This is a genomic window from Rathayibacter sp. AY1A3, assembly GCF_002930975.1.
Classification (GTDB): domain Bacteria; phylum Actinomycetota; class Actinomycetes; order Actinomycetales; family Microbacteriaceae; genus Rathayibacter.
In genome coordinates this window covers 18,391-43,113 of the sequence record NZ_PSTO01000033.1, presented here as the reverse complement: position 1 = coordinate 43,113, position 24,723 = coordinate 18,391, and the positions used below count along the sequence as shown (strand labels likewise).

Here is a 24,723-nt window from a genome sequence, read left to right as displayed (position 1 = left end):
CCCCGCACCCCCACCCCGCCCCTAGGTTGGGGGGACCCGCATCGCCGACCGCGCACCACAGAGTTCCGATGGAGGAACGCCATGGCCACGACACCCGTGCTCCGCAGGATCGCGATCGCGCTGGTCGCGGTCGTCGCAGTGGGAGTGGCGGGTGCCGCACCGGCGTCCGCTCTCGACAGGCCCGTCTCCGGATACCTGAAGGACAGCGGGCTCACGCCCGAGAAGATCCGCGACTTCCTCGGCGGACCGCTCATCTCGCCCTCGACGCAGGTGGGCTACGGCGGAGCGGTCTCGAGCGTCGACGCGAACGCGAGCCGCGTGGGAATGGAGGTGCTGAAGCGCGGCGGCAACGCAGCTGACGCCGCTGTCGCCACGGCAGCCGCCCTCGGCGTGAGCGAGCCCTACAGCGCCGGCATCGGCGGAGGCGGGTACTTCGTCTACTTCGACAAGGCCTCCGGCGAGGTCAGGACCATCGACGGACGCGAGACAGCGCCGGCCGGCATCACCTCGGACGCGTTCCTCGACCCCGCGACCGGAGCCCCGTACCCGTTCACCCCGGACCTCGTCTCCTCCGGCGTCGCGGTCGGCGTGCCCGGCACGGTGGCGACCTGGGACACCGCGGTCGACCGCTTCGGCACCCTGCCGCTCCCCGTCGTGCTGGCGCCCTCGATCGCGCTCGCGGCGAAGGGCTTCCGGGTGGACGAGACCTTCCGCAACCAGACGCTCGACAACCTCGAGCGGTTCCAGGCGTTCCCCGACACGGCCGAGCTCTTCCTCCCCGGTGGGGACGCGCCGAAGGTGGGCAGCACCTTCCGCAACCTCGACCTCGCGAAGACGCTGACCTCCATCGCCCTCCACGGGCCGGACGCGTTCTACGAGGGCGCGCTGGCCGCCGAGATCGCCGACACGGTCCAGAACCCGCGGATCGCCGAGGGGTCGGACCTCCCCGCCCCGGCCGGCACGATGACGGCCGCCGACCTCGCGGCCTACTCGGTCGCCGAGCAGGCGCCGACCCGCGTCTCCTACCGCGGACTCGACGTCTACGGGATGGCACCCTCCTCCTCCGGCGGGATCGCGGTCGGCGAGGCCCTCAACATCCTCGAGAACCACGACCTCGCGTCCGAGGACACCGGCAGCGCCCTGCACCTCTACCTCGAGGCGTCCGCCCGCGCCTTCGCCGACCGCGGCGCCTACGTCGGCGACCCGGCCTTCGTCGACGTGCCCACCGAGACGCTCCTCAGCCAGGAGTTCGCGGACTCGCGGGACTGCACGATCGACCCGGCGACCGCCTCCGTCCGCCCGGTCGCGCCCGGCGCTCTCGACGGCTCCGAATGCGCGACCGCCCCCGCCGCGGAGGAGTCGGACACCGAGAACATCTCCACCACCCACCTCTCGGTCGTCGACAAGTGGGGCAACGCCGCCTCCTACACGCTGACGATCGAGCAGACCGGCGGCTCGGCGATGACCGTCCCCGGACGCGGCTTCCTCCTCAACAACGAGATGACCGACTTCTCCCCCACCTTCGTCGACGGGGACCCGAACCGGATCGAGCCGGGCAAGCGCCCGCGCTCGTCGATGTCGCCGACGATCGTGCTCGACGGCGGGGACGTGCGGTTCGTCGTCGGCTCGCCGGGCGGATCCACCATCATCACGACGGTCCTGCAGACCCTGGTCAACCGCATCGACCTCGGCATGACGCTCCCCGAGGCGGTGGCAGCGCCCCGCGCCTCCCAGCGCAACGGCGCGACGACCTCGGCCGAGCCCGAGTTCATCGAGGCGTACGCCGACGACCTCGCTCCCTTCGGCCAGCAGCTGGTCCCCTCGGGCGACACCTTCACCTCGGCCGCGCAGATCGGGGCGGTGGCCGCCATCGAGGTCGACCCCTCCGGCCGGATGACCGCGGTCGCCGAACCGGTGCGGCGCGGCGGCGGCGTCGGGCTGGTGGTCCGGCCCGAGAAGTGACGCCCCGGAGCCTCCGCGGCCCGCTGAGATGAACCGTCGGCCGGCCGCCCCTCTCGCCCGAGAGCGGTCCTCCGCGGGAAGGAGGCGTCTGCGACACTGGGGAGATGTCGTCGTCGCGCCCGCTGCGCACCCTCCGGGGTGTCGTCGCGGCGACGGTGGCGACGCTCGTCGCGCTGTTCTCGCACGTGGCCGGTGGCGGCCAGATCCCGGGTCCGCTCGGTGTCGCGATGCCGCTCGTCCTGTCGGTCCTGGTGTGCGTGGCGCTCGCCGGGCGCAGGCTCTCCCTGGTGCGCCTGGCGGTCTCGGTGGGAGTGAGCCAGTTCCTGTTCCACACGCTCTTCACGATCGGGACCTTCACGGGGCCGGTCGATGCGCCGATGGTGCACGCGCACCACGGTGCCGTGATCGACGTCAGCGCGGCGATGACGCACAGCGGGATGACCGGCTCCTCGATGTGGGCGGCGCACCTCGTCGCCGCCGTCGCGACGACCGCGGCGCTCCACCGCGGCGAGTCCCTCCTCGTCAGTGTCGCCGCGACGACGAGCCACCTCGTCACCCGCCTGGTGCGGGTCCTGCCGACTCCGGTGGCCGCTCCTCGACCCGCGCGACGCTCCTCCTTCGAGCTGCGCGACGTGCTCCCCCTCGCCTCGGGCGTCTTCCCCCAGGCGGCGCTGCGGCGCGGCCCCCCTCTGCAGCCCGCCTCCTGATCATCGACGCGAGCCGCGGCGAGGACCTCCCCGGAGGTCCCCGCGGCGTCTGACCGACCCGTCTCCTCCCCCGCAGGGGTCTCCGAGGGACGCCGGCCGGTCGGCGTCTCGGCGACTCCTCCCGGACGGATCGTCCTGGCCCGGCTCTCCTGCGCGCCGGCGGAGGGGTCTGTGGAGCGTCCCCTCGGGACGCCCGTGAAGGGAGCCACGCCTGTGGCACAACCATCGACACCGGTCGACGACGACCTCCTCCCGCCTCAGCGGCCGCTCGCCGCTCCTCTCCGCGGGGCGGAGGCGTCCCTCCTGCTCGCGATACCGGCGGCGGTCGCCGTCGCCCTGCTGGGCCTGTCGTACACCGGGGCGTTCTCGGTGGCGACGCGGCTGATCGACCCCGGCGACCTGGTGACGCGGGGCCTGCCGATCGCGCGGGTCCTGCACGACTCCGCCGCGTCGCTGACCATCGGCCTGCTCACCGCGGCCACCTTCCTGCTGCCCGGGCAGCGCATCGCGCCGGGCATCGTCTCGTACTCGCAGAACCGCGCCCTGCGCTGGGCGACCTGGTCGGCCGCGGTCTGGGTGGCGTCCGCGATCGCTGTCCTCGTGTTCACGGCGGCGAACACGATCGGGCAGCCGCTGGACGCGCCGGGCTTCCGGACGCAGCTCGTGTTCTACGCCACGCGGATCGAGCTGGGGCAGACGCTCGTGGCCTCGACGGCGTGCGCGACGGCCGTCCTCCTCCTCACCCTGTTCTCGCGGCGGCTGGCCTGGGTGGCGGCGGCGACCGCGATCGCGGTGCTGGCGCTGCTCCCCCTCTCGCTCTCCGGGCACGCCGCCGGCGCCGACGAGCACGCGAACGCGGTGAACAGCCTGGCCGTGCACCTGATCGGAGTGACGGCCTGGGCCGGCGGGCTCGCCGCGGTGATCCTGCTGCGGCGGACCGTCGGCGCCCAGCTCGGCGTGGTCGTCGCGCGCTACTCGGTGCTGGCCGGCTGGGCGTTCGGGGCGGTCGCCTTCTCGGGTCTGGTGAACGCGTCGCTCCGGATCGAGGACCTCGACGACCTGGGCACGCCCTACGGGCAGCTGCTGATCGTCAAGGCCGTCGCGCTGCTCGCCCTCGGCGGCGCGGGCCTCGGGCACCGGCTGCGGCTGATCCCGCGGCTGCGCGCCGACCCGGCCGACCGCCGCGCGTTCGTCGCGATCGCGGTCGGCGAGGTGGTGGTGATGGCGCTGACCATCGGCGTCTCGGTGGCGCTCTCGAACAGCGCGCCGCCGGTCTCGCAGGACCCGATCAGCGGAGACGTCCGGCGCAGTCTGCTCGGCTTCCGCTACCCGCCCGAGGTCACACCCGAGCGGATGCTCGACCAGTGGCACCTCGACGCCGTCTGGCTCGGGATCGCGGTCGTCGGCGCCGCCCTCTACGTGTCGGCGGTCCTGAGGCTGCGGCGCCGCGGCGACGCCTGGCCGCTCGGGCGCACTGTCGCCTGGGTGGCCGGCTGCGCGGCCCTCGCCTACACGACCAGCGGCGGCCCGGCCGTGTACGGGCAGGTGCACTTCAGCACCCACATGATCCAGCACATGCTGCTGATGATGGTCGTACCGCCGCTGCTCGTGCTCGGCGGACCGGTGCTGCTCGCTCTGCGGGTGCTGCCGGTGCGCCGCGACGGCGGGCGCGGGCTGCGCGAGTGGATCCTCGCCGTCGTGCGCTCCCGCTACCTCGCCGTGCTGTCGCGGGCGCCCGTCGCCGCCGTTCTCTTCGCCGGCAGCCTGGTCGTCTTCTACTACACCGGCTGGTTCGAGTGGGCGATGTTCAGCCACCAGGGCCACGTCCTGATGACCCTGCACTTCCTCGCCACGGGCTACCTCTTCTTCTGGGTCCTGATCGGCGTCGACCCCGGCCCGAACCGGCCCGGCCACGTGCTGAGGCTGCTGGTGATGCTTGCGACGCTGGCGTTCCACGCCTTCTTCGGCCTGGCGATCATGTCGCAGACCACCGTGCTGGCCGCGTCCTGGTGGACCGCGCTCGGATACACCGACACGGAGGCGCTGATCGCCGACCAGGGCGTCGGCGGCGGGATCGCCTGGTCGGCGGGCGAGATCCCGATGGTGCTGATCGCCCTGGTCGTGGTCGCGCAGTGGGTGCGCTCGGAGGAGCGGACCGCGAAGCGCTACGACCGGCGCGCCGACCGCGACGGCGAGGCCGAGCTCACCGCCTACAACGACCACCTGAACCGGCTCGACAGCCGGAGCACTCCCCGTCCGACCACCACGAAGGAGACCGACCGATGACCTCTCGACCCCTGCGACGGCTTCCCGCCGCGCTGGCAGCCCTCGCCCTGGCGGGCGTCCTGATCGGGACGGCCGGGCCCGTCCAGGCGCACGACCAGCTGATCAGCAGCACTCCCGGCTCCGGTGAGCACTTCACGAACTCGCCCGCGGAGGTGACGCTGACGTACTCCGAGGACGTCCTCACGATCGGCGCGCTGGTCCTCGTCACCGACGTGGACGGCATCGACCACGTGTCCGGCCCGGTCGAGCTGACCGACTCGACGGTCACCGCTCCGCTCGAGGCGGCGCTTCCGGGCGGCTCCTACGACCTCAAGTGGCGGGTGGTCTCCGCCGACGGCCATCCGATCGCGGGCGTCGTCCCCTTCACCGTCGGCGACGGCGCCTCGGCGCAGGCCTCGGCCGTCGCGGAATCCACCCCGACCGTCGAGCCGACCGTCGTCGCGGCCGCCTCCTCGCAGGCCCCGCCGGACGTCCTCCGACCGGTCCTCATCGGTCTGACCGGCGCGGTCCTCGCCGTCGCTGCATTCCTCCTCATCACCCGCCGCCGCGGGCGGCCCTCGACCACCACCGAAGACCGGACGTCGTCGTGACCGCCGACGTCCTCCACCCACCGCACCACCTCACAGGAAGGCGCCACACCATGCGCACTCGACACGTCACCACCCTCTCCGCCCTCTCGGCCGCAGCCCTGCTCGCCCTGACCGGCTGCAGTGCCGGAGCCTCCGGCAGCCCCTCCGCCGAGGTCGCGCCCGCCGCGACCGAGGTGACCATCACCGACGGCTGGGTGAAGGCCGCCGACTCCGGCATGTCCGCCGCGTTCGGTGAGCTGGAGAACTCCGGCACCGAGGACGTCACCGTCGTGTCCGCCACCTCCGCCGCGTCCTCCGAGCTCGAGCTGCACGAGACCGTGGCGAACGAGTCGGGCGAGATGGTGATGCGCGCCAAGGAGAGCGGCTTCACGATCCCCGCCGGCGGCAGCCTCGAGCTCGCCCCCGGCGGGAACCACATCATGCTGATGGACCTCGCCGCGCCGATCGTCGCCGGGGACGAGGTCACCGTCACCCTCACCTTCTCGGACGACTCCACGACGGAGTTCACCGTCCCTGCGCGCGACTACGCCGGCGCGAACGAGGACTACGAGGGCGGCGACATGGACATGGACATGGGCGGAGAGGGCTGATGAGCGAGGACCGCGACACCGGCCACGGCGCCGACGAGCGCCCGCGCAGCGCCGTCAGCCGGCGACGGCTCCTCCTCGGCGGAGCAGTCGCCGGCATCGGCGCGGCCGGTGCGATCGGAGCGGACCAGCTGCTCGGCCGCGCCGGCGCTGCGCCGGCAGCGGCCGCGGCGCTGAACGGCGACGAGACGATCCCCTTCCACGGTGCGCACCAGGCGGGGGTCGCCGCGACGCCGCAGGCGCACGCGACCTTCGTCGCCCTCGATCTGCGCGAGAGCACCGACCGGGACGGGCTGCGGCGGATGCTGCGCATCCTGTCCGACGACGCCGCGCGCCTCACCCAGGGGCAGCCGGCCCTGGCCGACTCCGAGCCCGAGCTCGGTGTGGTCCCCGCCCGCCTCACCGTGACCTTCGGGTTCGGGCCGAGGCTCGTGTCCCTCGCGGCCGGCGAGGCAGCGAAGCCGGCCTGGCTGGCACCGCTGCCCGCGTTCGGGATCGACCGGCTCGAGGAGCAGTGGAACGACGGGGACCTGCTGCTGCAGTTCCACGCCGACGACGCGTTCACGATCGCGCACGCGCTGCGGATGCTGCTGAAGAACACCCGCACCTTCGCGACCGTCCGCTGGACCCAGACCGGGTTCCGCCGGGCGCACGGCTCCGAGAAGGCCGGCACCACGATGCGGAACCTGTTCGGCCAGGTCGACGGGACCGTCAATCCGCGCCCCGAGGACGTCGACTTCGACGAACTGGTCTGGGTCCGCGACGGCTGGCTAGCCGGCGGCACCGGGCTGGTGCTGCGCCGGATCCGGATGGACCTCGACAAGTGGGACCGCCTGGACCGCAGCGGCCGGGAGCAGTCCGTCGGGCGGACCCTCGCGAACGGCGCGCCCCTCACCGGGACGGCGGAGGCCGACGAGCCCGACTTCGAGGCGACGACGACCATCGGCTTCCCGGTGATCCCGGAGTTCTCGCACATGAGGCGCGCCCGCTCGGAGAACACCGCCGAGCGCTTCCACCGCCGGGCCTACAACTACGACGACACCCCGACGGGCGAGGACATCTCGAACTCCGGGCTGATCTTCGCGGCGTACCAGGCCGACGTCACCGCGCAGTTCGTGCCGATCCAGAAGCGCCTGGACGAGCTGGACCTGCTCAACGAGTGGACGACGCCGATCGGCTCCGCCGTCTTCGCGATCCCGCCGGGCTGCGTCGAGGGCGGCTACATCGGCGACACCCTCCTCTGACCCTCACCGGCACCCGCCACAGCACCGAAGGACCAGAAGCATGACCACCACCGCCACGAGACCCCGCGACTCCGCCGACACCCCGCCCCCGCCGCGCAGAAGCAGCGGAGGCTGGCTCGGACAGCTGCTGCTCCGCCTGCACTTCTCCGCCGCCCTGTTCGTCGGGCCGTTCATCCTCGTCGCCGCGACCAGCGGAGCGCTCTACGCACTCACCCCGCAGCTCGAGCAGGTCGTCTACGCGCAGGAGCTGCACGCCCCCGAAGCGGACACCTCCCTGCCCCTGGCCGACCAGATCGACGCCGCCGACGCGTACACCGGAGGCGGGCAGAGCATCGTCGCCGTCCGCCCCGCCCCGAACCCCGGCGACACCACCCGGGTGATGTACGCGGACCCGGCGCTCGGCGCCAGCGAGACCCGCGCGGTCTTCATCGACCCGGCCACCGCCGACGTCCGCGGCGACCTCACCGCCTACGGCACCAGCGGCGCCCTGCCGTTGCGGACCTGGATCAGCGACCTGCACCGGACGCTGCACCTCGGGGACGTGGGCCGCTACTACAGCGAGCTCGCCGCCTCCTGGCTGGGGGTCGTCGCCCTCGCCGGCCTGGGCCTCTGGATCATCCGCCTCCGCCGAGCCCGAGTGAAGAGGGACCTGCTGCGCCCCGCGCCGAGGACCACCGGCTACAAGCGCCTGTTCTCCTGGCACGCCTCCACCGGCGTCTGGCTGCTCGTCGGCGCCCTGTTCCTCTCGACCACCGGCATCACCTGGTCGCTCTACGGAGGCGGGAACTTCGAGACCCTCCGCTCCGCAGTCGGCTGGACCACGCCCTCGCTGGGGACGACGCTCGGCGACCGGACCGGCGAGGTGGCCGACGAGCACGCCGGGCACGCCGGACACGGCGCGGCCACCGGCGACGCCGTCGAGTCGACGGCGGGCTACTCGCCGGCCGCCTACGACTCGGTGCTCTCGGTCGCCCGCGAGGTCAACGTGAACACGGGACTGGTCGAGATCCGGCCGCCCGCGGCGGAGGGCTCGGCCTGGGTCGTGCAGGAGATCCAGCGCAGCTTCCCGACCGAGGTCGACGGCGTCGCGATCGACGGGAGCACGATGCAGGTCGTCGACCGGGTCGACTTCGCCGACTTCGGCCTCGTCGCCAAGCTCTCCCGCTGGGGCATCGACACGCACATGGGCTCGATGTTCGGGCTGCCCAACCAGCTGCTGCTGTTCGTCACCGCGGCCGGCATCGCCACGATGGTCGTGCTCGGGTACCTGATGTGGTGGAAGCGCCGCCCCACCCGCGGCCCCCGACGGCTCGGCGGCACCCCGCCGGCCCGGGGAGCGCTCCGGCGCGCGCCGTGGTGGGGAGTCGCGTCCGTCCTGGTCGTCGCCGCCGCGGTCGGGCTGTTCCTCCCGCTCCTGGGGGCGAGCCTCGCGGCCTTCGTGGTCGTCGACACGCTGCTGGGGCTCCGACCCGCGCACCGCTGAGCGCGCGGGCGCCGGCCCGGTGAGGTGCACCGGGCCGGCGTCACAGCCCCTTCGGGAAGCCGAGGGAGCGCAGCGCGGGGTCGAGGCCCTCCCACTGGTGACGCCGCTCCGCGTCCCGGTCGGCGTCGCTCCCCCGGAGTCCGACCGCCTTCGCGGCGTACACGGCGGCGTGCGAGCAGTGATCGACCATGTGCGCGACGGCTGCGGCCTGCCCGGCCGCCCGCGCGGCAGCGGTGGCGGCCGGCTCGCCCGCCTGCGTCGCGGCGCGGGCTGCGGCGTGCGCCGCGAAGGCCGCCGTGCGGCACTCGGTCATCGGAGCCTCGCCCCGCCCCCAGGCGAGGAGGACGTCGAGCGCGCGCCGGGGCCGGGGATCGTCCGGGTCCCACTCCTCGAACGCCGGGAGGGCGCGCTCCGCGCACTCCGCCGCCCACCGCGCGAGCGCCCGGTCGACCTCCGGCTCCGGATTCGCCCAGGCCGGCTCCTCCGCTCCGCCCACGGGTCTTCCTCCGATTCCGGAGCTCAGCTGGCTCTTCCCAGATGAGGGTGTAGGTCGGCCGGGAACGTCGGTCCGCAGATAGACGTCGAGGTCACCCGACGACGGAGGTTCCTACGCCATCCCTCCGAAAGACCTCGACGTGACCGACGCTACCCCGCCGGCCGGCTTCGGCCGCCCTGACCTGACCGCCTTCGCGTCTCATCCCAGTCGACCCTGATCGAGTCTGCTGACCCCCTCGACGAGAACGCAGCGACATCACAGCCACCCAACCCCGACCGTCCGGGAAGCCGGGACACGTCACATGACCTGTGCTGCGGGCGTGTCGAGTGGGTCGTCCAGGGGCGACGCAGGAGCGTCGACGCGACGTGCTGAGAGGTGGTTCCAGTCGAGCGCTAGGACACCGGCTACAGGCATGGCGATAGGTCAGGAACGGCGTCGCTCCCTGCGCAGGAGGGAGCGCAGAGTCTCGGCATTCGCGTAGCCGACCCGTAGCGCGATCTCGGCGGAGGTGAAGTCCGTGGTTGCTGAGAGGTGCCGAGCTCGTTCGATGCGAAGCCGTTGGACGAAGCCGAGCGGAGTGAGGTTGAGCGCCGCACGGACTCGTCGTTCGAGGGTGCGCCGGCTGGTGCCGAGCGACTGCGCGACGAAGGCGACGTTGAACGGTTCGTCCAGGCGGGCGCGCACGAAGCGTTCGAACTCGACGACGATCGGGTCCTCGTGCCGGAGATGTTCGTAGGCGACGAAGGCCGCCTGAGACGGACGCTCGTCGATGATGAGGAGCTTGGCGACATGTTGGGCCAGGTCGGGGCTGATCGATCGCACGAGTGAGAGCGCGAGGTCGATGTGGGCGAACGCGGCGCCGGCGGTGACGAGGTTCCCGTCGACCACGACCATGGTGTCGAGATCGAGGGCGACGGTCGGATAGCGCTTCAGGAACTCCGGCCCCAGGAACCAGCTGGTCGTCGCCCTCCGATGATGCATCCGTCCGGTCTCGGCGACAGCGAACACGCCGGTGCACGCCGCGGCGATCCGGGTGGTCGCCTCGTCGAGGCGCCCGAGCGAGGCGATGACCGAACGAGCATCTCGGCTCTGGAGGACGTCGTTGGTAGCGGCGGCCGTAAGGGTTCCAAGCGCAGGGACGACGACCACGTCGAACTCTCCGGACTCCGACAGCGGGTGGTCCACCGACAGGGTCATCGATGCCGTCGTGGTCACTCGCCGTTTCGGTCCGAGGATGGCGAGTTCGATCGGGTCGATCCGCGGGTCGACATCGCCGCGGGCTCCGTCGGCCACCCGCACGATGTCGATGATCGACGCGATAGCCGAACCGAAGCAGCCGTCGATCGCGATCAGTCCGATACGCATGACGTAAACAATAGCAATACTGCCGTATACGCCACTCCCCACCGGCCCTCGCTCGTCATACGCTGAACGCGTCCCACGAAGAACCCCGACGTCAAGGAGAGTCCCTCATGTCCACACCCGCATCACTTCCGTATGCCTTCGTCGCCAAGATCGTCGCGGCCGATGAACAGCACGACGCGGTCGCCGATCTGCTCGCCGGCGCTGTCGCACTCGCCAACGAAGAAGTAGGAACGATTGTCTGGTTCGCGGTCAGGACCCACGCCGACACCTTCTGGATCTTCGATGCATTCCCCGACGAAGCCGCTCGCGACGCCCACGCCAACGGCGCCATCGTCGCAGCCCTGATGGCCAACCAGCACCTCCTCGGCGCAGCACCCGAGATCCTGGCGGCCGACGTCCTCGCGTCCAAGCTCCCGTAGTCCGCCAACGCACGAGACGATCGCGCCCCGCCGAGCCGTCGCCAGGTCGCGACGCAACGCCACGCTGCGTTGCCGAGCGGTGCGAGGCCTATCGGCACACGGACAGGATGCCGGCCGCGAGCGCTCAGCCGGCGAGGGTCCGTCGCAGAGGAGAGCGACGTCGGTGTCGGGCAGAGCCGTGAGGCCAGCGCATCGCGCGACCACCAGAACGGTTCGCCGGAGCCGCCTGTCGGAATCGAACGGACGACCTAATGACGTCGGCTTTGCGTCTATCGCTTGATGCGCCCACTGGGCGAACGAGCCGCTGACCTGCGCAAACGCCGAGCGTGGAGGACGCCGCCATCCGGTGGTGACCGACGACGACCGACCAGTACCGACCGTTTCACCGGAGCTTGCGGCGGCGTCGAAGCCGAGCAAGCTCCATTCTTTTAGCTCACCGCGCCCTCCTCCTCGCCGGCCCCGTCGTCGGCGAAGACGTTTCAGGGGTCTTCTCAGATGACGGTGTAGGTCGGCCGGGCGCGTCGGTCCGCAGATAGACGTCGAGGTCTCCCGACGACGGAGGTTCCTACGCCATCCGTCCGAAAGACCTCGACGTGTCCGACGCTACCCCGCCGGCCGGCTTCGGCCGCCCTGACCTGACCGCCTTCGCTCGACTCGACGGCCTCGGTCTGCACACCGGCGCGGACCTGCTCACCGACAAGCAGAGCGACAGGCTACGCGCGCTGTTCGTTGATGACGCTCACGTCGAGGTCGAGGCGACCTGGGGTGTCTACCAGCGCATGATCGCCGCCTATCGCCACGAGGACCGGCAACGTGGCCGCGAGCTCATGGAGAAGCTGATCACCGACCTCAGCGCCGGCGTCCCCAAGGTGCTCACCGAGCTCACCACCCTGGGCCGGACCCTGAAGAAGCGAGCCGCTGGCGTGCTCGCCTACTTCGAACGACCCGGCACCAGCAACGGGCCGACCGAGGCGCTCAACGGACGGCTCGAACACCTGCGCGGCTCCGCACTCGGGTTCCGCAACCTGACCAACTACATCGCCCGAAGCCTGCTCGAGACCGGCGGCTTCAGACCCCAACTCCTACACCCCCGATGGGGATGAGCCGCTCAGCTCCGGCGCGGCCGCCCCGTGAAGTGCTTCACCCCGTAGACCAGGAGGAGCAGGATGCCGCTCAGCTGCAGGGGGAGCGAGAAGCCGGAGGCGAACTCACCGGCCGGCCACACCAGCCTCAGCACCAGCGCGACGAACATCGCTGTGACCCCGACGACGAACAGGACTCGATTCCGCATCCGTCGAGTCAACCATCCGCACGCGCATCGGGGCCGGCCGGAGGCCTCAGCTCCGCGGCCGCCGCAGTTCGGCGTCGTCGTCTCGCGGCGCTCACCTCCCGGATGCAGGAGCCGGCGTCGAGCTGTCCTCGGAAGTGGACCAGACCGCCTGCGCTCCGGTGTCGCCGATCTGGACGACGTTCGCAGTCGCTCCCACTGCGACGACGATCGCGACGGCGGCGAGGATCAGCGAGGGGACCGAGCGGGCGCTCCGTCCCCTCGTGTCGGCGGAGTTCCTCCCGCGCGTCCGGAACCAGAGCCAGTGCGCCACGCAGAGGACGAACAGTCCGGCAGCCCAGGGCAGCAGGTGATCGCCGAGCTCGGCGTGGCGTTCGAGTGCTGCGGAGGGGTCGACCTGCCGTTCGAGCGCTTCGCCGGCCTGAGTGGCGAGCGGGACTCCGAGAAGGGCGACGAGGGCGGTGATCGGAGTGATCACGCCCAGGCGTCGGCGGGCGGCCGGCCAGACGCTGCCGAGGATGAGCATCAGGGCGGCGAGGGGGAGCAGGACGACGACGACGTGGACGAGGAGGGGGTGGAGGGGGAGGCCGTTGATCTGCCAGTCGGTCATCGTGAGTCACGCTTTCGGTTGAGGAGGCGTTCCGGTGCGCAGCGCATCGTTCAGCCTCCGGCGAGGGTGGTCAGCAGGTCCTGGATGCTCGTCTTCTCTGCGACCGGGTCGGGGCTTCCGGCGCGGACGGAGGAGAGGACGGGGTCGATCTGCTGGTCGACGTAGGTCCACGTCTGGCAGTTCGCGGCGCTCAGCGCAGGCTCCGCGTCGTCCCAGGCGGTCTCGAGGTCGGTGGCGCGGGCTTTCGCGCCGGCCTGGTCGCCGCTGGTGACGAGGGCGAGGGTGTCGGCGGTGATCGTCTGGAAGTTCTGCACGTCGGCGGAGGGGAAGTCGGTCTGAACGGATGCCTTCGCGTCAGCTGCGGACAGCGTTCCCGACCCATCGCAGGCCGGGGCTGCGCCTTCGGGTGCTGGGGTGGTGTGCGGCTGGCTGTTGGTGAAGGCGAGCAGCCCGACGACGGCGACGGCGAGGACCGCGAAGGCGACGAGTGAACGGCGTTCGCGGGCGACGGGCGGGGTGTGGTGCTCGGATGCGCCTTTGTCGACATCGGCCTTGCTGAGGGAGAGGTAGACGACGGTGGCGAGGATCGCGACCAGGAAGATGATGCTGGTGACGAAGGTGCCGAGCCCGAGGCCCTGCTCGTCGGGGGACAGGCCGAGCCAGTCGCCGATATTGGCGCCGAGGGGGCGGGTGAGGATGTAGGCGATCCAGAACGCGAGGACCGGGTTCGCGCCGTAGCGCCAGAGGCCGGTGACGATCGCGATCAGGGCGAGGGGCAGGAGGATCGAGACGCCGGGGCCCCAGCCGGTGAGCTCGAGAGTCCAGTCGCCGAGGGCGGTGCCGAGCGCGAAGGTGACCAGGACGGTGAGCCAGTAGAACGCCTCCCGCGGGGTGGTGTCGATGCTGTGGATCGAGAGGGTGCGCTCCTTCGAGTACCAGACGCCGAACACGATCACGAGCAGCACGGAGAAGACGAGGGAGCTGGCCCAGAGAGGCACGCCGAGCTGGTCGGTGAGGATGTCGGTGAGCAGGGTGCCGGTGACGCTCATCACGACGACGGTCAGCCAGTACGCGGAGGGGACGTAGCGTCGCAGCCGCATCTGGATGGCGAGCACCACCGCGGTGACCACGATGAAGATCACGGCGGTCGCGGTGAGGCCGACGCCGAGGACCATGTTGATCCAGTCGGCGAAGCTCTCACCGACCGTGGTGCAGAGGATCTTGATGATCCAGAACCAGATGGTGACCTCGGGGACCTTGCTGAGCAGCCGCCGGCCCGAGGCGCGGGATGTCGTCGTTGAGATCTCCATGCCCGCAGAGTCTCAGTCGGGACGTGGGCGGCGGCTCGGGATGCGCCGTACTGCGTTGTGTGTGCTCACAACGACCCGAAGCACCGCGGTTCGACCAGGTCAGTACCGAGCCGATGGGCTGAGGTTCTGTGCTTTCACAACAGTTGCAGGAGAATCCTCTGCCGCAGGTGGACGCACGTTCGTAGCGTGGACTCCTCCGGCGCGCTCCGCGTCGAGAGACGAGGACGACACTGATGCCGAACCGGGATCCCCTATCGGACGGTGAGATCGCCTACCGGGCAGCGCGACGCTGGCCGCTGATCTCGGCCGGCCTCGCGGTGCTGCTCACCGTCCTCCTGGCCGCGCTGATCTTCTACCGCGAGCACGACAAGCCGTTCGGATTCGACACCGCCTGGATGAACGAGATCATCGAGCACCGGTCCACGTTCTGGCTCGTGCCGTCGCTGGTGATGAACAGCCTCGGAGGCGGGATCCTCGGCACGATCGTGATCCCTCTCATCGTCTTCGTGGCGCTGCTGATCCGGCGCGGACGCTGGGCGGCGACGTACTTCGCGATCGCCGCGCCGCTCGGCGGGCTGCTGGTGCAGATCCTCAAGAACGCGATCGGTCGTCCCAGGCCGCTGGAGATACTCGTGAACGCCGACTTCGGCTCGTTCCCCTCCGGCCACAGCGCGAACGCCGCCACGACCGCGGTGGTCCTCGCTGTCGTCTTCCCGCTCTGGTGGGTCCGCATCGCCGGCGCCGTGTACACGGTGGCGATGATGCTCAGCCGCACCTACCTCGGGGCGCACTGGATCTCCGACACCGTCGGCGGACTGCTCCTGGGTGCCGGCGTTGCCCTGATCGTCTGGGCGCCGCTCGCGGTCCGGCTGCACACCGAGCGCGTGGCGTCACCGCCGCCCCTCTGGCGCCGGATCGCCCGACGGCGGGCCCTCAGCTGACGCCTCGTCAGGGTCGAGGCTTCGCGACGGCGCCGCGGAGGATCGTCAGGAGGACGACGGCGACGATCGACCCGGACGCGATCAGGCCCGCGAGCACGACGATCTGGAAGACGCCCGCCGCCACAGGCGAGAGTCCGCCGAAGACGGCGCCGATGAACGCGCCGGGCAGGACGACGAGACCTGTCGTCCTGGTCTGGTCGGTCAGCGGCACCAGGCCGGTCCAGGCCGCCTCCCGCGCCAGGCCGATCGTCGCCTGCCGGGGCCGGGCGCCGAGAGCCAGCCAGCCCTCGACCTGCTCCCAGCGGTCGGCGAGCGTGATCGCCAGGGCTCGGCCGGTGACGGTCGCGACGGTCATCGCGCCGCCGAGGAGGATCCCGCCGACCGCGAGGACGTAGCGGCCGGTGAACGGGACGGCTCCGAGCCCGAAGACGATCCCGGCGCTGAGGGCGACTCCGGCCGTCATCGCCGCGGTGACCGCGAGGACCGTGCGCCGGGTGCGGCCGAGGCGGGCGGACGCCGTGAGCACCGCGGTACCGAACATGACGGCCAGGAAGAGCAGGACCCAGCGGAGGTCCGCGATGACTCCCGAGAGGATCACCGCGAGCACTCCGAGCTGAACAGCCCCACGGAGGATCGCCAGCGCCGGTCGCGCGAACGAGACGACTCCGAACGCGCGGAGTGCGGCCACGGAGACTGCCGCGCAGATCGCGACCGCCGCGGCCACGGCCGCCGGGGTCAGCTGGTCGATGGGCGTTCCGGGATGACCCAGGTGTTGCCGTCGAGGTCGGTGAAGAAGACGAACGCGTTCCACTCCCCGCCGCGGCCCTCGAGGCGGACTCCGTCCTCGAAGTGCGTCACCGGGCTGACGTCCACCCCGCGCTCGGCGAGCTCGGCGCGGGCTGAGTCGATGTCGTCGACGACGAGCTGCAGCCCTTCGAGCCGGGTGGTGCCGGTCTTGAGCTGGATGCTGCTGTGCGAGCCGGGCGGGGTGAGCTGCACGATGCGCATTTCGTCGCTGATCCGCACGTCGAGGTCGAGGTGGAACCCGACCTGGTCGGCGTAGAACGCTTTCGCCCGGTCGACGTCCTCGACGCTGACGGGGACGACTTCGAGATTCCACTGCACAGGGTGCCCCTTCGAGGAAGTGATGGACGAGCGTCGGTCGCCGTCCAGTGTGTCCGGCGGGAGGGCGCCGGGCAATCGGGTCAGCTCGCCGCGATCGTTCCGGTGAGCAGGAGCCCGGACACGACGAGGGCCAGGGCGACGCGGTAGCCGACGAAGACGCCGAAGCCGTGGCCGGCGACGTAGCGCAGCAGCCACGCGATCGATGCGTACGCGACAACGAAGGAGACGAGGGTCGCGACGAGGGTCGGAATCCAGCCGACGCTCACGCTGACATCGGACGCGGCGGTCGCCGCTTCGTAGGCACCGGCGGCGGTGAGCGCGGGGATGGAGAGGTAGAACGCGAACTTCGTCGCCGTCACCCGGTCCAGCCCCCGGAACAGCCCACCGCTGATGGTCGCTCCGGACCGGGAGACGCCGGGGATCAGTGCGATGCACTGCACGAGGCCGATGATGACCGCGTCCTTCCGGGTGATCGCGCGACGGTCCTTGGTCTGGGTGCCGACGCGTTCGGCGACGAGCATCACGATGCTCCAGCCGAGCAGCGCGGCGACGACGACCCACAGATTTCGCAGGCCTCCGCTGATGAGGTCCTTGCCGAGGAACCCGATGACCCCGATGGGGATCGATCCGAGGATGACGTACCAGGCGATCCGGTAGTTCGTCCGCGTGCGCTGCGACGGGTGGCGCAGCCCGACGAACCACGCGACGGCGAGCTCGGCGATGTCCTTCCGGAAGTAGAGGAGCACGGCGGCGATCGCGCCGATCTGGATGATCGCGGTGAACGCGGTCACCCCGGCGTCGTCGACGCGGAGGCCCATCAGCTTCTCGGCGATGGTGAGGTGCCCGGTGCTGGAGACCGGGAGGAACTCGGTCAGTCCCTCCATGATGCCGAGGATGATCGCCTGGAGGATGTCCATCGGGTCCGTTCCGGTCGGAGGGGAGCCGCGGCGGATCCCGCGAGCGCTTCCGAGAGTAAGGATCGCGACGGCCCTGCTCGGCCGGAAACCGGGACGCTGTGTGCATCTTCAACGGCCCCGGCGAAGAGCACAGGATGCGGGTCCACCCGCTGCTCGAGCATGACGGGATGACGCACCTTCTCGCCCCGCGCCGATCCTCGCTCCGCGGCGGTGTCCTCGCCGGCCACTACGCCTCCTCCACGGTCCCGGAGGCGACGGCGCTGTTCTGGATCCTCAAGGTGCTGACGACCGGGATGGGCGAGACGGCGTCGGACTTCCTCGCGACCGCGTTCGACCCCGTGATCGTGGTCGGCGCGACCGGATTCGCGTTCCTCGCCGCGCTGGCGCTGCAGTTCGCGGTGCGCCGGTACATCCCGTGGGTGTACTGGTTGGCGGTGCTGATGGTGAGCGTCTTCGGCACGATGGCCGCCGACGTGCTGCACGTGGTCGCCGGGGTCCCGTACCTCGTCTCCACGCTCGGTTTCGCGCTCGCCCTCGCCGTGGTCTTCGCCCTCTGGTGGCGGGTGGAGCGGACGCTGTCGATCCACTCGATCACGACGCCTCGCCGGGCCCTGTTCTACTGGCTGGCCGTCTCGGGGACGTTCGCGCTCGGCACGGCGGCCGGTGATCTGACCGCGTCGACTCTCGGGTTCGGCTACCTGCCCTCCGCCGTCCTGTTCGCGGTGATCATCGCGGTGCCGGCCCTCGCGCACCGGTTCACGGGGAGGAACGCGGTCCTCGCGTTCTGGTCCGCCTACGTCGTCACCCGACCGCTCGGAGCGTCCGTGTGCGACTGGCTCGCGGACCCCGTGAGCACCAGCGGCCTCGGCCTGGGCACCGGCCCGGTCACTCTCGGAGCCCTGGTGGTCTTCCTGCTGCTGGTCGCCGTGATCGCGGTCGGCCGCAGGCCGCGCGGAGCCGTCGCGGCGCCGACTCTCTGATGTCCGCGGTCAGGCGTCGCGTCGGGCGCGGTTCCTCTGCCGCCAGTAGGTCAGAGCGATGCCGGCGAGGCTGATGACGACGATGCCGACGAGGACGATGTCGATGTACTTCCCGACGAAGTCCGCGACGCCGGGGATCTGTCCCAGGAAGAAGCCGAGGAGGATGACGCCGGTGGACCAGACGGCCGCGCCGAGGGCGTTGAAGCCGACGAAGTGGGCGTAGTGCATCTTCCCGACGCCCGCGGCGACCGGGGCGAAGGTTCGCACGACCGGGACGAAGCGGGCGATCGTGACCGCCCAGCCGCCGAACCGGTCGAAGAACGACTGGGTGCGGGCGACGCTCGAGCGGCTGAACAGGCCGCTGTCCTTGCGCTCGAAGATGCGCGGGCCGGTTTCGCGGCCGATGACGAACCCGAGCTGATCGCCCAGGAACGCGGACACGGCGACCATCAGGATCACCAGCGGCACCGGGAGGCCGATCACGCCGGTGGCGACGAAGACGCCGGTGAAGAAGAGCAGGGTGTCTCCGGGGAGGAAGAACCCGATCAGCAGGCCCGTCTCGACGAACGCGATCAGGCAGACCAGGGCGATCGCCCAGGGGCCGGCACCGTCGAGCAGGGATTGAGGGTCGATCATCGGTTCTCCTTGCGAGGGGTGAGGTCGGGGCGCGTCACGGGGAGGCGGACCTCCACGCCGAGCCCGCGCGGTACGAGGTTGCGGATCGTGAGCTCACCGCCGGCGGACCGGCTGAGCCCGGCGACGATCGCGAGCCCCAGGCCGGCGCCGCCCTCACGGGAGCGGGCGGCGTCCGGGCGGGTGAACCGGTCGGTCGCGACCGCGAGGAACGCGTCGGGGACGCCCGGGCCGTCGTCGTCCACGGAGAGGACGATCTCCTCGGCGCGCTCGACGAGGGTCGCGGTGACGCTGCCGCCGTCGGGCGTCGCGGTCACGGCGTTCGCGAGCAGGTTGTCCAGGATCCGGCCGAAGTCGGTCGGGGAGATCGGGTAGCGGGCGGCAACGGTCGAGGCGGGGGCGACGAAGTCGATGGCGAGGTCCCGGTCGCGGGCGAGCATCCTGGCGCGGTCGACGCTGTCGGCGACCTCCGCGCGCAGAGCCGTCGACGTGCCGTCGCCGACCACCGCGCCGGCGTCGATCCTCGACAGGATCAGCAGCCCGTCGGTCAGGGACTGGAGGCGATCGACCGAGCGGCGCGCGTCGACGACGTCGGCGTACAGCGCTGCCGGGTCGTCGCGGACCCGCTCGGCGAGCTCGAGGCGGGTGCGCAGTGCGGCGAGCGGGGTGCGCAGCTCGTGGCTCGCGTCGGCGACGAGCCGCCGCTCCCGGTCCGCCGACTCCCGCAGGTCCTCGATCAGCGCGTTGAGCGTCGCGGCGAGGTCGGAGAGCTCGTCACGGGCCGGCCCGACGGGGAGCAGCTCCGTGGAGCGGCCGTGGCGCAGCCGGTCGGCGATGGCGCGCATCCGCCCCACGGGGCGCAGCGCGAGGCCGACCAGGGCCCAGGACGTGGCGGCGAACGCGACGAACAGGATCGCCAGGGCGATCAGCAGTGTGGTGCTGACACCGCCGACGACCGCCTCAGCGGTGTCGCGGCTCTCCTCGATCAGCGCCTGCGAGGCTCCGGAGCGGACGAGCTCGATGGTGGACTCGTCGAGGATGTGATCGAGCTGCTCACGGACGATGATCGCGACGATCCCGAAGAACAGCATCGCGACCAGCAGGCTCGAGGCCGTGATCCGCACCCGGATCGACAGCGACCGCCACCTCACGGCGTCACCCCGAGGCGGTAGCCCGCGCCCCGCCGGGTGACGATCTCGACCGACGCGCCGCCGGCGCTGAGCTTGCGGCGGAGGTAGCTGATGTACTGCTCCGCGATGTTGTGGTCGACGAACTCCGCCGACCCCCACACCTCCAGCAGGATCTCCTCCCGCGGCATGAACTCCCCCGCACGCACCGCGAGCGCGCGCAGCACCCCGAACTCCTTCGGGCTCAGCGGCAGCATGGAGTCGTCGACGAACGCGGCGTGCGCGTACGGATCCACGCGCAGGTTCCCGAGCACGACCGGTACCCGGTTCGTGAGGTGCTCCCTGCGGATCATCGCCCGGAGGCGAGCGGACAGCTCCTCGAAGTGGAACGGCTTCGCGAGGTAGTCATCGGCGCCTGCATCGAGCCCGAAGACGCGGTCCTGCAGCGCGTCGCGGGCCGTCAGCATGATCACCGGGAGCGTGGCGCCGGTCGCGCGCAGGTGCCGGCAGATCTCGAAGCCGCTCATGCCGGGGAGCATCACGTCGAGGACGGCGGCGGCGTAGTCCGCCTCTCGCGCCGCGTTCAGCGCGTCGACCCCGTTCGAGAACAGGGCGACGTCGTAGCCGTCGCCGGTGAGACCGCGCCTGATGAGCTCGCCCATCTCGACGTCGTCCTCGACGACGATCACTGATTCACGCATCCAGGCCTCCTACGGTCATGCTCGCACCGGTGGCGCGGCGGCACCGGCCCGATCCGCCGAGATATGCGGCTTCTCAGCGGTACGCACGGCATCCGGAGGCAGCGCACGCCGGCCACCTCGACGCACGACCACAGGTCGCGCTCGACAGTGACGCCGATCGGAGCGGTGAAGGCGGGGTCCGGAGGCCGGCGCTCGTCCGCTCTCCTCCGCGGACGCCGCGCTCCCGCCGGAGGCGACCCGCTCGCTGCACCGGTCGAGGATCTCGTCCTGCATCGCACTGTCGCGCGGACGATCGACCCTGCGACGACAGGGGATCGACGAGAGCGGGCCGATCCGCCGGAGAGCACCGACGCGCAAGGTGGGCCTGGAAGGGCCACGCTTCGGGAGGGCTCCCTCCGCGAGGATCACGGCATGGCCCCCCACACGGATCCCCGCCGATGACTCTGCAGGACCTCGCCGACGAGCTCGCCCAGGCTCTCGACCGCCCGGTGACGATCGAGGATGCCTCGAGCCGGGTACTGGTGGCGACGCGCGCGCGCGAGGAGGCGCCCCGCGACGGGGTGTTCCCCGTCCAGGATCCGCGGGGCCGGCTCGCGACCCTCCTCCTCCCCCGGGAGCGGCCCGCGCCGCTCACTCCGGCCGAGTACTCGCTCATCGATGCGGCCGTCGGAGCGATCAGCCGCCTCCTCGGCCCCTCGACGCGGGCGGGCGGCAGCTCCCGGCGCGCGGACGTCCTCGCGGCGCTCCTGGCGGCCGACGGCGGCACCCGGCGCGCCTCCTTCGCCGAGGCGGTCGAGCGCCGCTGGCTGCGCCGTGACGCCCAGACCGTGGTCCGCGCGGTGCGGCTGACCGGCCCGACCGGCTCCCTCCAGCGGACGGCGCTGGCGCGGCGGATCGACGCGAGCGCCGCCTCCGGGCTGACGTTCCTCGGCGACCAGGACGGCGTGCTGTTCTTCGTGAGCGTGGAGGCGCCCGAGGCCGCCGCGGAGGCGGACGACGTCCTGCGGGCGGAGGCGCGCGGCCGCGGCACGGCCGTCGACGCGATCGGCTCGGCGCGCTTCGACGTCCGCGACGACGACCTCCTCCCGACCGCCGAGCGGGCCGCCCTCGCGGCGACCATCGTCGGCTCCCTGCCCGACGGCCGCGGCCGGGCCGACATCGCCGAGCTCGGGGCCTGGGTGCTCCTCGCCTCGATCGGGGCGGACAGCTCGCAGCTCGCCATGCTCTCGCCGGCCGCGGCGACGCTGCTCGAGCGGGGCGACGAGGTGCAGCGACGGACGGTCGAGGCCTACCTCGACGTGCGCGGCAGTGTGCGGGAGGCGTGCGGGCTCCTCCACATCCACCGCACCACGCTCTACTACCGCCTCGACAACCTGCCCGAGGCGGTCCGGGAGGCGCTCGACGACGGCCTCGCCCGCAGCACGCTGCACCTCTGCCTCAAGCTGATGAAGTTCCGCGACGGGCTCGAGCGGCGGCGGGCCTCGTGACCGTGCCCGGGGACCTCCCGCAGGTCCGCCTCTACGGGCGCCGCGAGAGCCGCGACGCGTGGGAGATCCGCGACCTCCTCTCGCGCAGCGTCGTCTCGTTCTCGTGGACGCCGATCGACACGGACGAGCAGTGCCTCGCCGTCGCCGGGCATCCGCTCGCCACCGCGTCGCTCCCCCTCGTGGTGTTCCCGGACGGCAGCCGCGCCTCCGATCCGACGCTCGCCGAGGTCGCGGCCCGGCTCGGCTGGGTCGGCGCGCCGCGGCTCGCGGAGTACGACCTCTCCATCTACGGAGCCGGCCCGGCCGGGCTCTCGGCCGCCGTGTACGCCGCCTCGGAGGGGCTGAAGGTCGTGGTCCTCGAGCGCTCGGCCATCGGCGGGCAGGCCGGCTCGAGCAGCCTGATCGAGAACTACCTCGGCTTCCCGCACGGGATCGCGGGAGCCGATCTGGCCGAGCGCGCGCGGCAGCAGGCCGTCTCGTTCGGCGCCGAGCTGCTGCGGATGCGCGAGGGGATCCGCGGGCGCTTCGCCGACGACCGGATCCACGCGCTGCTCGCCGACGGGACGACCGTCGTCGCCCGCACCAACATCTGCGCCACGGGCATCCAGTGGCGCCGGCTCGGCCTCGAGCGCGAGGACGAGCTGCTCGGCGTCGGCCTCTACTACGGTGCCGGCACGAGCGAGGCGCCGCTCTGCGAGGGCGAGGACGTCGTGGTCGTCGGAGGCGGCAACTCGGCCGGGCAGGCCGTGATGAACCTCTCGGCGCACGCGCGGCACGTGACCATGCTGGTCCGCGGCCCGGATCTGGCCGACAGCCTCTCCTCCTACCTCGCGGAGCGCGTCGTCCGGCAGCCGAACGTGACGATCCTCCTCGACTCGCGCGTCACCCGCCTGCACGGCGCCGACGCCCTCGAGTCGATCGAGGTCGAGAACTCGGCGACCGGCGCGCACGGGGCGCTGGCCACCTCCCACCTCTTCGTCTGCATCGGCGGCGAGCCGGACACCACGTGGGCGGCGGAGACCGCGATCGTCCGCGACTCCGGCGGCTACCTCGTGACGGGACCTGACCTCGTCGGCGACCACGCCGCTCCCGACTGGCCGCTCGAGCGGGCGCCGTTCTACCTCGAGACCAGCGTCCCCGGCTCCTTCGCCGCGGGGGACGTGCGCCGCAGCTCGGTCAAGCGCGTCGCCTCCGCCGTCGGCGAGGGCGCGATGGCCGTCACCTTCGCCCACCGCCACCTGCAGGAGACCTCGTGAGCCGCCGACTGCCGACGGTGCGCCACGGCGTCGGCTTCTGGATCGTCGCCGCGACCTTCCTGCTCGTGATGGCGTACTCGACGGTGCCGACACCCCTTTACCCGCTCTACCAGCAGCTCGACGGCTTCCCGCCGTTCGTGATCACCGTCGTCTTCGCCGCCTACGCGGTCGGAGTGATCGTGAGCCTGTACCTCGCCGGTCACGTCAGCGACTGGCTCGGCCGCCGCCGGGTGCTGCTGATCGCGGTGCTCGTCTCGGCGGTCTCGGCCGTGCTCTTCTCGCTGACGACGGAGGTGCCGGGGCTGATCGTCGCCCGCTTCGTCAACGGCGTCAGCATCGGGATGCTCACCGCCACCGCGACCGCCCATCTGGGCGAGCTGCGCGCCCGCGCCCGGCCGGACGAGAACACGATCGTCGCCGCGTCGATCTCGGGCGCAGTGAACCTCGGCGGACTCTCGCTGGGCCCGCTGCTCGGAGGGGTCTTCGCCGAGTTCCTGCCCGATCCGCTCCTCCTGCCGCACCAGGTGTTCCTGGTCGCGCTGCTCGTGGCGGGCCTAGCGCTGCTCCTCGTGCCTGAGACGGTCGACGTGCCGGAGACGGCGCCCGCCTACCGGCCGCAGCGGCTCTCGGTGCCGGCGGACGCGCGCCGGGCGTTCCTGCTCGCGGCGTTCGGAGCCTTCTCGGCCTTCTCCGTCCTCGGCCTCTTCACCTCGCTCGCACCGACGTTCCTGGTGCAGACCTTCCAGGTGCGCGACCACCTGCTGGCCGGCGCGACGTCCTTCGCCGTGTTCGCCTCCGCGGCCCTCGGCCAGCTGCTGCTCGTGAAGGTGGGGACGCGCCTGCAGCTCTCGATCGCGGTGGCGGGCTGCGCGGTCGGGCTGGCGGCGGTCGCGGCCGGAGCGATCGCTCCGCAGCTGGGGGTGTTCCTCGCCGGCGCCGTCGTCTCGGGCTTCGGGGTGGGGCTGCTCTTCAAGGGGTCGATCGGCACAGCGGTCGCGCTCGCGGATCCGGCCCGCCGGGGCGAGACCCTGGCGGTGGTGTTCCTGGTCGCCTACACGGGGCTCGCGGTCCCCGCGCTGGCGGCGGGAGCGGCGCTGAACCTCGTCGCCGCGACGACCGTGCTGACCGTGTTCGCTGCGCTGGTGCTGGCGGCGACCGCGACGGCCGGCGTGCTGCTGCGCGCCCGCAGCGCGGCGGCCGGGCGATGAG

General features: G+C 71.9%; 24 protein-coding genes and 1 pseudogene. 14 read left to right on the top strand and 11 right to left on the bottom strand.

The window, feature by feature from the left end:
- Nucleotides 1–81: 81 nt before the first annotated feature.
- The 7 genes from ggt to C5C10_RS13960 all read left to right on the top strand — a co-directional run bounded on the left by ggt (nt 82) and on the right by C5C10_RS13960 (nt 8,859).
- A complete protein-coding gene (gene ggt, locus C5C10_RS13990; protein WP_104329533.1) occupies nt 82–1,962 on the top strand; it encodes a gamma-glutamyltransferase in 1,881 nt (626 codons plus the stop codon).
- Between the two features lie 104 nt (nt 1,963–2,066).
- Nucleotides 2,067–2,669 (top strand): hypothetical protein, encoded by a 603-nt coding sequence (locus C5C10_RS13985; protein ID WP_104329532.1) that lies wholly within the window; start codon nt 2,067–2,069, stop codon nt 2,667–2,669.
- A 213-nt stretch (nt 2,670–2,882) separates the two neighbouring features.
- A complete protein-coding gene (locus C5C10_RS13980; protein WP_258060599.1) occupies nt 2,883–4,955 on the top strand; it encodes a bifunctional copper resistance protein CopD/cytochrome c oxidase assembly protein in 2,073 nt (690 codons plus the stop codon).
- A complete protein-coding gene (locus tag C5C10_RS13975) occupies nt 4,952–5,545 on the top strand; it encodes a copper resistance protein CopC (protein WP_104329530.1) in 594 nt (197 codons plus the stop codon). Before C5C10_RS13980 ends, C5C10_RS13975 begins: the two co-directional genes overlap by 4 nt.
- A 50-nt stretch (nt 5,546–5,595) precedes the next feature.
- Nucleotides 5,596–6,135 (top strand): copper chaperone PCu(A)C, encoded by a 540-nt coding sequence (locus C5C10_RS13970; protein ID WP_104329529.1) that lies wholly within the window; start codon nt 5,596–5,598, stop codon nt 6,133–6,135.
- Complete coding sequence (locus C5C10_RS13965) at nt 6,135–7,376, top strand: Dyp-type peroxidase (RefSeq protein ID WP_104329528.1); 1,242 nt, start codon at nt 6,135–6,137, stop codon at nt 7,374–7,376. The genes C5C10_RS13970 and C5C10_RS13965 overlap by 1 nt, the downstream gene beginning before the upstream one ends.
- 40 nt (nt 7,377–7,416) lie before the next feature.
- Nucleotides 7,417–8,859, top strand: a complete 1,443-nt coding sequence (locus C5C10_RS13960) for a PepSY domain-containing protein (protein WP_104329527.1) — start codon at nt 7,417–7,419, stop codon at nt 8,857–8,859.
- A 40-nt stretch (nt 8,860–8,899) separates the two neighbouring features.
- On the opposite strand, the gene C5C10_RS13955 is transcribed toward C5C10_RS13960, so the two are convergent.
- Nucleotides 8,900–9,355, bottom strand: a complete 456-nt coding sequence (locus tag C5C10_RS13955) for a putative immunity protein (RefSeq protein ID WP_104329526.1) — start codon at nt 9,353–9,355, stop codon at nt 8,900–8,902.
- A 423-nt stretch (nt 9,356–9,778) separates the two neighbouring features.
- Nucleotides 9,779–10,720 carry a GlxA family transcriptional regulator gene (locus C5C10_RS13950; RefSeq protein WP_053548963.1) on the bottom strand — a complete coding sequence of 314 codons (942 nt, stop codon included), beginning with the start codon at nt 10,718–10,720 and terminating at the stop codon, nt 9,779–9,781.
- A 107-nt stretch (nt 10,721–10,827) separates the two neighbouring features.
- On the opposite strand from C5C10_RS13950, the gene C5C10_RS13945 reads away from it, so the two are divergent.
- Nucleotides 10,828–11,139 carry a putative quinol monooxygenase gene (locus C5C10_RS13945; protein WP_104329525.1) on the top strand — a complete coding sequence of 104 codons (312 nt, stop codon included), beginning with the start codon at nt 10,828–10,830 and terminating at the stop codon, nt 11,137–11,139.
- 668 nt (nt 11,140–11,807) lie between these two features.
- Nucleotides 11,808–12,242 (top strand): annotated as a pseudogene (locus C5C10_RS13935) (transposase); the annotation flags it as partial.
- A gap of 5 nt (nt 12,243–12,247) precedes the next feature.
- On the opposite strand, the gene C5C10_RS13930 reads toward C5C10_RS13935, so the two are convergent.
- The 3 genes from C5C10_RS13930 to C5C10_RS13920 all read right to left on the bottom strand — a co-directional run bounded on the left by C5C10_RS13930 (nt 12,248) and on the right by C5C10_RS13920 (nt 14,347).
- Nucleotides 12,248–12,430, bottom strand: coding sequence for a hypothetical protein (locus C5C10_RS13930; RefSeq protein WP_104329524.1), 183 nt, complete (start codon nt 12,428–12,430; stop codon nt 12,248–12,250).
- Between the two features lie 91 nt (nt 12,431–12,521).
- A complete protein-coding gene (locus C5C10_RS13925) occupies nt 12,522–13,037 on the bottom strand; it encodes a DUF2231 domain-containing protein (protein WP_104314232.1) in 516 nt (171 codons plus the stop codon).
- A 50-nt stretch (nt 13,038–13,087) separates the two neighbouring features.
- A complete protein-coding gene (locus C5C10_RS13920; protein ID WP_104329523.1) occupies nt 13,088–14,347 on the bottom strand; it encodes a hypothetical protein in 1,260 nt (419 codons plus the stop codon).
- Between the two features lie 233 nt (nt 14,348–14,580).
- On the opposite strand from C5C10_RS13920, the gene C5C10_RS13915 reads away from it, so the two are divergent.
- On the top strand, nt 14,581–15,288 hold the full coding sequence (locus C5C10_RS13915) for a phosphatase PAP2 family protein (RefSeq protein ID WP_181067909.1): 708 nt from the start codon (nt 14,581–14,583) through the stop codon (nt 15,286–15,288).
- A 7-nt stretch (nt 15,289–15,295) separates the two neighbouring features.
- On the opposite strand, the gene C5C10_RS13910 is transcribed toward C5C10_RS13915, so the two are convergent.
- The 3 genes from C5C10_RS13910 to C5C10_RS13900 all read right to left on the bottom strand — a co-directional run bounded on the left by C5C10_RS13910 (nt 15,296) and on the right by C5C10_RS13900 (nt 17,330).
- The gene (locus C5C10_RS13910) at nt 15,296–16,012 is read right to left on the bottom strand and encodes an ABC transporter permease (RefSeq protein ID WP_258060598.1); all 717 of its coding nucleotides are present in this window, start codon (nt 16,010–16,012) and stop codon (nt 15,296–15,298) included.
- A gap of 11 nt (nt 16,013–16,023) precedes the next feature.
- Entirely contained in the window at nt 16,024–16,413 is a 390-nt protein-coding gene (locus C5C10_RS13905) for a VOC family protein (RefSeq protein ID WP_104329522.1), read from the bottom strand.
- Between the two features lie 80 nt (nt 16,414–16,493).
- Nucleotides 16,494–17,330 (bottom strand): undecaprenyl-diphosphate phosphatase, encoded by an 837-nt coding sequence (locus C5C10_RS13900; protein ID WP_104329521.1) that lies wholly within the window; start codon nt 17,328–17,330, stop codon nt 16,494–16,496.
- Between the two features lie 167 nt (nt 17,331–17,497).
- Here C5C10_RS13900 and C5C10_RS13895 point away from each other — a divergent pair, with 167 nt between their 5' ends.
- Nucleotides 17,498–18,310: a hypothetical protein gene (locus tag C5C10_RS13895; RefSeq protein ID WP_104255757.1), complete on the top strand. Its 813-nt coding sequence runs from the start codon at nt 17,498–17,500 to the stop codon at nt 18,308–18,310.
- 9 nt (nt 18,311–18,319) lie between these two features.
- Here C5C10_RS13895 and C5C10_RS13890 read toward each other — a convergent pair whose 3' ends face one another.
- The 3 genes from C5C10_RS13890 to C5C10_RS13880 are packed head-to-tail and all read right to left on the bottom strand — an operon-like array spanning nt 18,320 to nt 20,771.
- Entirely contained in the window at nt 18,320–18,946 is a 627-nt protein-coding gene (locus C5C10_RS13890) for a DedA family protein (RefSeq protein ID WP_104239342.1), read from the bottom strand.
- Nucleotides 18,943–20,094 carry a cell wall metabolism sensor histidine kinase WalK gene (locus C5C10_RS13885; protein ID WP_146082169.1) on the bottom strand — a complete coding sequence of 384 codons (1,152 nt, stop codon included), beginning with the start codon at nt 20,092–20,094 and terminating at the stop codon, nt 18,943–18,945. Before C5C10_RS13885 ends, C5C10_RS13890 begins: the two co-directional genes overlap by 4 nt.
- Nucleotides 20,091–20,771 (bottom strand): response regulator transcription factor, encoded by a 681-nt coding sequence (locus C5C10_RS13880; protein WP_104329519.1) that lies wholly within the window; start codon nt 20,769–20,771, stop codon nt 20,091–20,093. The genes C5C10_RS13885 and C5C10_RS13880 overlap by 4 nt, the downstream gene beginning before the upstream one ends.
- 437 nt (nt 20,772–21,208) lie before the next feature.
- Here C5C10_RS13880 and C5C10_RS13875 point away from each other — a divergent pair, with 437 nt between their 5' ends.
- Genes C5C10_RS13875 through C5C10_RS13865 form a run of 3 tightly spaced genes read left to right on the top strand, consistent with a single transcriptional unit; the run spans nt 21,209 to nt 24,722 of the window.
- Nucleotides 21,209–22,258 (top strand): helix-turn-helix domain-containing protein, encoded by a 1,050-nt coding sequence (locus tag C5C10_RS13875; RefSeq protein WP_104329518.1) that lies wholly within the window; start codon nt 21,209–21,211, stop codon nt 22,256–22,258.
- Nucleotides 22,255–23,514: an NAD(P)/FAD-dependent oxidoreductase gene (locus C5C10_RS13870; RefSeq protein ID WP_219813266.1), complete on the top strand. Its 1,260-nt coding sequence runs from the start codon at nt 22,255–22,257 to the stop codon at nt 23,512–23,514. Before C5C10_RS13875 ends, C5C10_RS13870 begins: the two co-directional genes overlap by 4 nt.
- The gene (locus tag C5C10_RS13865) at nt 23,511–24,722 is read left to right on the top strand and encodes an MFS transporter (protein WP_258060597.1); all 1,212 of its coding nucleotides are present in this window, start codon (nt 23,511–23,513) and stop codon (nt 24,720–24,722) included. Before C5C10_RS13870 ends, C5C10_RS13865 begins: the two co-directional genes overlap by 4 nt.
- The last annotated feature ends 1 nt before the right edge of the window (nt 24,723 follow it).